General features: G+C 39.8%; 7 protein-coding genes. All 7 read left to right on the plus strand.

Annotated features, from left to right (window positions below):
• Positions 1–70: 70 nt before the first annotated feature.
• The 7 genes from V7083_RS22255 (at position 71) to V7083_RS22285 (ending at position 7,137) form a co-directional block, all read left to right on the plus strand.
• Positions 71–1,066: an ABC transporter substrate-binding protein gene (locus tag V7083_RS22255; protein ID WP_335482194.1), complete on the plus strand. Its 996-nt coding sequence runs from the start codon at positions 71–73 to the stop codon at positions 1,064–1,066.
• Positions 1,067–1,158: 92 nt separating this feature from the next.
• Positions 1,159–2,184, plus strand: coding sequence for an ABC transporter permease (locus V7083_RS22260; protein WP_335482196.1), 1,026 nt, complete (start codon positions 1,159–1,161; stop codon positions 2,182–2,184).
• The gene (locus V7083_RS22265) at positions 2,159–2,953 is read left to right on the plus strand and encodes an ABC transporter ATP-binding protein (RefSeq protein WP_335482198.1); all 795 of its coding nucleotides are present in this window, start codon (positions 2,159–2,161) and stop codon (positions 2,951–2,953) included. The genes V7083_RS22260 and V7083_RS22265 overlap by 26 nt, the downstream gene beginning before the upstream one ends.
• 237 nt (positions 2,954–3,190) lie before the next feature.
• Positions 3,191–4,306, plus strand: coding sequence for a 4-hydroxyphenylpyruvate dioxygenase (gene hppD / locus V7083_RS22270; protein WP_335482200.1), 1,116 nt, complete (start codon positions 3,191–3,193; stop codon positions 4,304–4,306).
• 2 nt (positions 4,307–4,308) lie between these two features.
• On the plus strand, positions 4,309–5,238 hold the full coding sequence (locus V7083_RS22275; protein WP_335482202.1) for a fumarylacetoacetate hydrolase family protein: 930 nt from the start codon (positions 4,309–4,311) through the stop codon (positions 5,236–5,238).
• 20 nt (positions 5,239–5,258) lie between these two features.
• Positions 5,259–6,404 (plus strand): homogentisate 1,2-dioxygenase, encoded by a 1,146-nt coding sequence (locus V7083_RS22280; protein WP_335482207.1) that lies wholly within the window; start codon positions 5,259–5,261, stop codon positions 6,402–6,404.
• 118 nt (positions 6,405–6,522) lie between these two features.
• Positions 6,523–7,137 carry an NUDIX hydrolase gene (locus V7083_RS22285; protein ID WP_335482203.1) on the plus strand — a complete coding sequence of 205 codons (615 nt, stop codon included), beginning with the start codon at positions 6,523–6,525 and terminating at the stop codon, positions 7,135–7,137.
• The last annotated feature ends 111 nt before the right edge of the window (positions 7,138–7,248 follow it).

A 7,248-nucleotide genomic window follows, 5' to 3' on the forward strand; every position in this document is an offset into this window, starting at 1 on the left:
GAATAATTTTTAATATAATAAATTTTTAGATAATTGGTAATTTAAAATTATTTTAGGGGGTTTTTTATTCATGAAGAAAAAGGTTCAAGCCTTGTCAATGGCATTAGCAGGCATGCTGCTATTTGCCGGATGCAGTAGCAAGGAAACTGGTAGTTCGGAAAAAGGAAGTAAGGATGCGAAGTATACGGTAGGAATTTCGCAATTTGCGCCACACCCATCATTAGATGCGGCAACAAAGGGTTTTAAAAAGGCCTTGAAAGACAAAGGAATTGATGTCAAATTTGATGAGCAAAATGCACAAGCAGACATGAACAATACACAGACGATTGCCAAGAATTTTGTCGGTGATAAAGTTGACTTGATTTTCGCCAATGCCACACCAAGTGCTACGGCCGCTCTAAATGCAACAAAGGACATTCCAATCGTATTTACATCCGTTACTGACCCGATTGGAGCGGGCTTTGTGAAATCCTTTGATCAACCTGGCAAAAATATAACTGGTACAACGGATAACCATCCAGATGCTACAAAGAAAACAATCAGTTTTATTACACAAGAGGTAAAAGCGAAAAACGTAGGTGTAATTTATAACTCAGGTGAACAAAATTCAGTAGTTCAAGTGAAAGAAGTTAAAAAATTAGTGGAAGATAAAGGGGCAAAACTTGTAGAGGTTTCCGTTGCGAATACATCTGAAGTAAAGCAAGCAGCTGAATCCTTAGTGGGCCGTGTAGATGCTATTTATATTCCTACAGATAATACAGTTGTTACAGCACTTGATTCTGTTATTGCCATTTCAAATAGCAAGAAAATCCCATTATTCGTAGGAGAATTGGATTCTATGAAGAAAGGAGCTGTCGCAGCGAGCGGATTTAGTTATTTCGACCTTGGTTACCAATCTGGTCTAATGGCAGCTGACATTTTAACTGGGAAGAAAAAACCATCTGAAATTCCGGTTGAACTGCCAAAGAGCCTGAAGCTAGTTATTAACAAAGCTGCAGCGGAAGCTCAAGGATTAAAAGTGAAGGATGAATGGAGCAAGCTTGGCGAATTTTATGATGGAAAATAACGAGTAAAATATAGGTTGGAGTCAATCTCTTGGGATTGACTCCGGTTTCTTTACATAATATATAAAAAAACGTAGTAGAAAGGAAGATTCTTATGTTTACAGCCATATTTGGATCATTTGAAGCGGGAATAATATATGCAATAATGGCCATTGGCGTCTATCTTTCCTTTCGTATTTTGGATTTCCCGGATTTAACGGTAGACGGAAGTTTTGTCACTGGCGGCGCCATAGCAGCGATCCTGATCACAAATGGTGTCAACCCGTTCATCGCCACTCTTTTGGCATTAGTTGCCGGATTTCTTGCCGGGTGCATGACCGGAATCCTTCATACTTTTGGAAAAATTAACAACTTGCTATCCGGAATTTTAATGATGATTGCTCTTTATTCTATTAATCTCAGAATTATGGGTCGCTCCAATCTCCCTTTATTAAATACGGAGACCATCTTTACGAAAATTGGCGATCTTTTTGAAAAGATTGGAATAGATTCCGCTTTAAATCATGTATTAACATTAATTGGACTAGGAGACAGTCTGCCGGAAACTTGGGGAATTCTTATTTTTATGTTCATTGTTACATTCCTCATCAAATTTATTACCGACTGGTTCTTAAAAACCGAAATTGGTCTTGCCATCAGGGCGACGGGTGATAACCAACGCATGATTCGCAGCTTCTCCGCCAATACAAATCTTTTGACAGTACTAGGCCTGGGTCTTTCTAATGCATTGGTGGCCTTTTCCGGTGCCTTAATCGCTCAGCAAGGTGGCTTTGCTGATGTGGGCATGGGGATTGGGATGATTGTGATTGGGCTGGCTTCCGTTATTATCGGTGAAGCTCTGTTTGGCACTAAAACAATAGCAAGAACGACACTAGCCGTTATAGGCGGTTCGATTATTTACCGAATTGTGGTCTCAATAGCTCTAAGATTTGAATTTTTAGAGCCTGGAGATATGAAGCTGATTACTGCCATTATCGTCATTCTTGCATTAACCATGCCAAAAATCATTGATCGGTCCAAAGAAAAAAAACGCAAGTCTCGCCGCAAAGCGGAAAAAATCAAAATTATACAAGCTTCTGTAAAGGGTGAAAATCATGCTGCAATTAAATCAGATTCATAAAATTTTTAATGAAGGGACACCTGATGAAAAAATTGCCATCAATCATGTTAACCTCACCCTAAAGGAAGGGGATTTTGTAACAGTAATCGGAAGTAACGGTGCTGGAAAATCCACGTTAATGAACATCATTTCCGGTGTATTAATACCGGATGTGGGTGAAGTTTATATCGATGGTAAAAATGTAACGCAAATGTCGGAGTTCAAGCGTTCCAAAATGATTGGCCGTGTGTTCCAGGATCCAATGGCTGGGACAGCTCCGAGCATGACCATTGAAGAAAATTTGGCCATGGCCTACTCGCGCAATAAATCCAGAACTATTAGAAGAGGTGTAACAAAAAAGCGTCGCGATTATTTCCGCGAAGTATTGGAGTCATTACACTTAGGCTTGGAAAACAGACTTAGCGCAAAAGTCGGCTTACTATCAGGTGGTGAAAGGCAAGCTCTTTCCTTATTAATGGCGACCTTTACTGAGCCTTCCATTTTGCTGTTGGATGAGCATACTGCTGCACTAGATCCATCGCGGGCTGAGTTAATTACGAATTTAACGAAGGAAATTGTGGATAAATATAAGCTTACAACCTTAATGGTCACTCATAATATGCAGCAGGCGATTGATCTTGGAAATCGATTAATCATGATGGATAAGGGTCAAATCATTTTAGAGGTTAATGAGCAGGAAAAAGAGAAGCTTACGATAGAAGGGTTACTTGAAGAATTTAAACGGATTCGTGGGGTCCAAATGGCGAGTGACCGTGCGATTCTTTCATAAAAAATATTTTAGATCATTTTTATCTAAAATATTTTTGTAGAAAACATAATAAAAGGCTTAAAAGTAGAAACATGCTCGTTTATGGGTATGTTTCTTTTTTTAATGTTATTGAAAAAGAAAGTCCCTTTACTGCCCGAAAGCGTTACTGCTTTAGCTCCAATTCTTGAGTAGACGGGACCCTTCGACTTAAAATAAATTCTGAATATTATAATAGTATTGAAAAAAGGGGGCCTATGGATGAAAGAAAATAGAGTTCGGGCAGAAGAATTGGCGGAGGATTTTTTTCCGGTTCAAGATGTTGATTATATCGAAATTTACACAGGTAATGCGAAACAGGCATGTCACTATTTTTGCACCGCCTTTGGTTTTAAACCTGTTGCTTACTCTGGATTAGAAACGGGTAATCGGGAAGCGGTTTCATTTGTACTTGAACAGAGAAATATCCGCTTAGTTCTAACAGGATCTTATCAAGAATCAAGCCAAGTGGCCCAATTTGTTCAAAAACATGGAGATGGAGTAAAAGATGTAGCCCTTTTAGTAGATGATGTGGAAAAAGCATATGCTGAGGCCGTAACCAGAGGTGCTATTGCGGTGACAGCGCCTTTTGAGTTGACAGATGAACTGGGAGTTGTCAAAAAGGCGGTTATTGGAACCTATGGAGATACGATCCATACTTTAATTGAGCGAAAGCATTATCAAGGAGTGTTTTTGCCAGGATTTCAACCATTCTCATCTAATTTGCCGATTGCCGATGCCGGCTTGATCGGGTTCGATCATGTGGTAGGCAACGTCGAAAGTATGGAGGAATGGGTTGAATATTACTCAAGAGTCATGGGCTTTAGAGAAATGAAGCATTTCACCGATAAAGATATCACAACAGAATATTCCGCTCTCATGTCAAAAGTCATGCATAATGGTGGACGTATCAAGTTCCCAATCAATGAACCGGCGGAGGGAAAACGTAAATCGCAAATTCAAGAATACCTGGAGTTTTATAATGGACCAGGAGTTCAGCACTTGGCCATATTAACGGAGGATATTGTTTCAACCGTTACCACCTTAAAAAAGAATGGGGTCGAATTTCTATCAACACCTAGTACTTATTATGAATCGCTTGGTGAACGAATTGGTAACATTGATGAAGAAATAGAAAAACTTAGGGAATTGAATATCTTGGTGGATCGCGACGATGAGGGATATCTCCTGCAAATCTTTTCAAAGCCGATTGTAGACCGTCCAACATTATTTATTGAAATCATTCAACGCAAAGGGGCTAGGGGCTTTGGTGAAGGAAACTTTAAGGCCTTATTTGAATCAATTGAGCGGGAACAGGAACGTCGGGGGAACTTATAAAAATGAAATTTGTAACCTTCGAAAAAAAGGATGGGACAATTCGGACCGGAATATTATTGAATTCAGATCATATAATCGATCTTTATGAAGCATCTAATGGTGAACTGCCAGAGAGCTTTTTAGATTTTCTAGATTCCAGTGAAATTAATTTGGAAAAAACAAGAAACTTAGTTAATCTTACTGAAATCGATAAAGGAGTGTATCCCATATCAGCTGTAAAACTAATGGCACCATTACCTGTACCCCGAAGCTTTCGAGATTTTTATGCCTTTGAGCAGCATGTGAAAACAGCAAGACAAAAAAGAGGCCTTGATATGATTCCAGAATGGTATGAAATCCCTGTTTTCTATTTTTCCAATCATCTAGCTATTAAGGGGCCTGGGGAGCCTATAGAGAAGCCGCTAGAGTGCAAAAGTCTCGATTATGAACTAGAATTAGCCTGTATCATTGGGAAGCAGGGAAAAGATATAAAAGCGGCTGACGCTGATCAGTATATTTTTGGTTACTGCATCTTAAACGATTGGAGCGCCAGAGACTTACAGCGGAAAGAAATGGTGGTGGGACTGGGCCCGGCCAAAGGTAAAGATTTTGCCACATCCATTGGCCCATGGATTGTTACAAAGGACGAACTGGAGCCATTAAAAAGAGCAAAAGGTTTTAATCTCACAATGAAAGCCAAAGTCAATGGAATTCCACTATCAGAAGGCAATGTAGGGGACATCTATTATTCTTTTGGGGAAATGATTGAGAGAGCGTCAAAAGGTGTCTCTATATATCCTGGGGAAATCATCGGATCGGGAACAGTTAGTACGGGCTGCATTCTTGAGTTGGGGACTAGTGTCCATCGCTGGCTCTTGCCTGGGGATCAGATTGAGTTGGAAATAGAACATCTAGGTGTATTAGAAAATACGATTGTAGCAGAAAAGAGGTGAAAAGGTTGTTTTACAGGCAAATGGGTCAAATCCCTCATAAGCGACACACCATTTTTAAAAAGGAAGATGGGAATTTATATCGAGAACAGGTTATGGGAACGCGAGGGTTTTCAGGAACACAGTCCATTCTCTATCACCATTTTATGCCGACGGAGGTGGTCAAGACAGATCTTCATCGGGGTTACCTACCCGAATATGAAGAACAGATTCCACTTAAGCATCGACACTTTTTTACTGGTACAGTAAGTAAATCAGGTGATGCTGTTTCTGCTAGGTATTATCTTTTGGGGAATCAGGATCTTTTAATCGGTACCGCCAATGTGACTGAGCCTATGAAAAACTATTATCGCAACGGCGATGGTGATGAGCTATTGTATATCCATAATGGTTCGGGGAAGTTGGAAACGATGTTCGGCACTCTTTCCTATCGTGCAGGAGATTACCTGATGATCCCTATTGGAACAATCTACCGAATGGTACCAGACCAGGATGAACCCACAAAAATTCTGTTCCTCGAATCCTTTAGTCACATCACGACACCTAGGCGTTATCGGAATGAATATGGGCAGCTATTGGAGCATAGTCCCTTTTGTGAGCGGGATATTCGTGGACCAGAGAACTTGATCACTCACGACCAAAAAGGAGAATTTGAGGTACTAACTAAATCAAGGGGAGCCATCCATAGCCATATTCTTGGACACCATCCTTTTGATGTCATCGGGTGGGATGGCTATTTATATCCTTGGGCGTTTAATATTGAGGATTTTGAACCAATCACCGGTCGGGTCCACCAGCCGCCGCCTGTCCATCAGACGTTTGAAGGAAACAATTTCGTAGTTTGCTCTTTTGTTCCACGTTTGTACGACTATCATCCAAAAGCAATCCCGGCTCCATATTACCACAGCAATGTTAATAGTGATGAACTGCTATATTATGTAAAGGGTAATTTTATGAGTCGAAAAGGGATACAGGAAGGTTCGATTACACTCCATCCAAGTGGCATTCCACATGGTCCGCATCCTGGAAAAACGGAGGCTAGTATCGGCAAGAAGGAAACATTAGAACTCGCTGTCATGATTGATACCTTCCATCCGCTAAAAGTAGTAAAGCAAGCAGCGGAACTGGAGGATCCAGCCTATATGTACTCATGGGTTGAAAACAAATAATTTATCTTGAAATACAATCCGGTATAGGGTTGTATTTTTTACATAAACCATTACAAAGGTATTATCTTTAAAAACATGCTATCCTGAAAATATCGAGTCTTTATTGTGAGGTGAAATGATGGCTCAGGAGAAGATAATAGCAAAATTAAAACAGCATATACCGACGATTTTAGGGAGTAAGAACTTTTCAAAATATGCGGTGATGATTCCTCTCATTCTAAAAGAGGACGGAGTTCATGTATTGTTTGAGGTTCGCTCGCTTGAATTAAGGCGGCAGCCAGGGGAAATTTGCTTTCCGGGTGGAAGAATTGATGCCAATGACTCGGACGAGAAAGCCGCAGCAATTAGAGAGACAATGGAAGAATTAGGTCTAAGCAGTAATGAAATACAGGAAGTTTATCCTCTCGATTACATGGTTTCGCCCTTTGGCATGATTGTGTATCCCTTTGCAGGCTTTATTAGTGAACATGCCCAGATTAAACTGAATCCTGCCGAGGTTGGTGAAGTATTTTCAGTCCCATTATCTTTCTTTTTTGAAAAAGAACCAGAGATTTATCAAATAGAATTAAAAATGGAACCAGAGGAAAATTTCCCGTTTGACCTCATTGTCGGTGGTGAAAATTATAATTGGCGGACTCGTGGGATGAAGGAATATTTTTATTTATATGAGGATAAAACCATCTGGGGACTTACAGCAAGGATTCTTTCGCATTTTATTGAATTAATTCGTTGAAGGAAAACACAGATTTTCTCTGTGTTTTTTTTGTGCTGTCTTTTCAGAAAATACAATTGTTTTTCTAAGGTGGAATAAAGTGCTTGAAAATTTTTAAAATTAAGTTAAAAT

The sequence above is a fragment of the Bacillus sp. JJ1764 genome, assembly GCF_036962145.1.
In the GTDB taxonomy this organism is placed as follows: Bacteria; Bacillota; Bacilli; order Bacillales; family Cytobacillaceae; genus Neobacillus.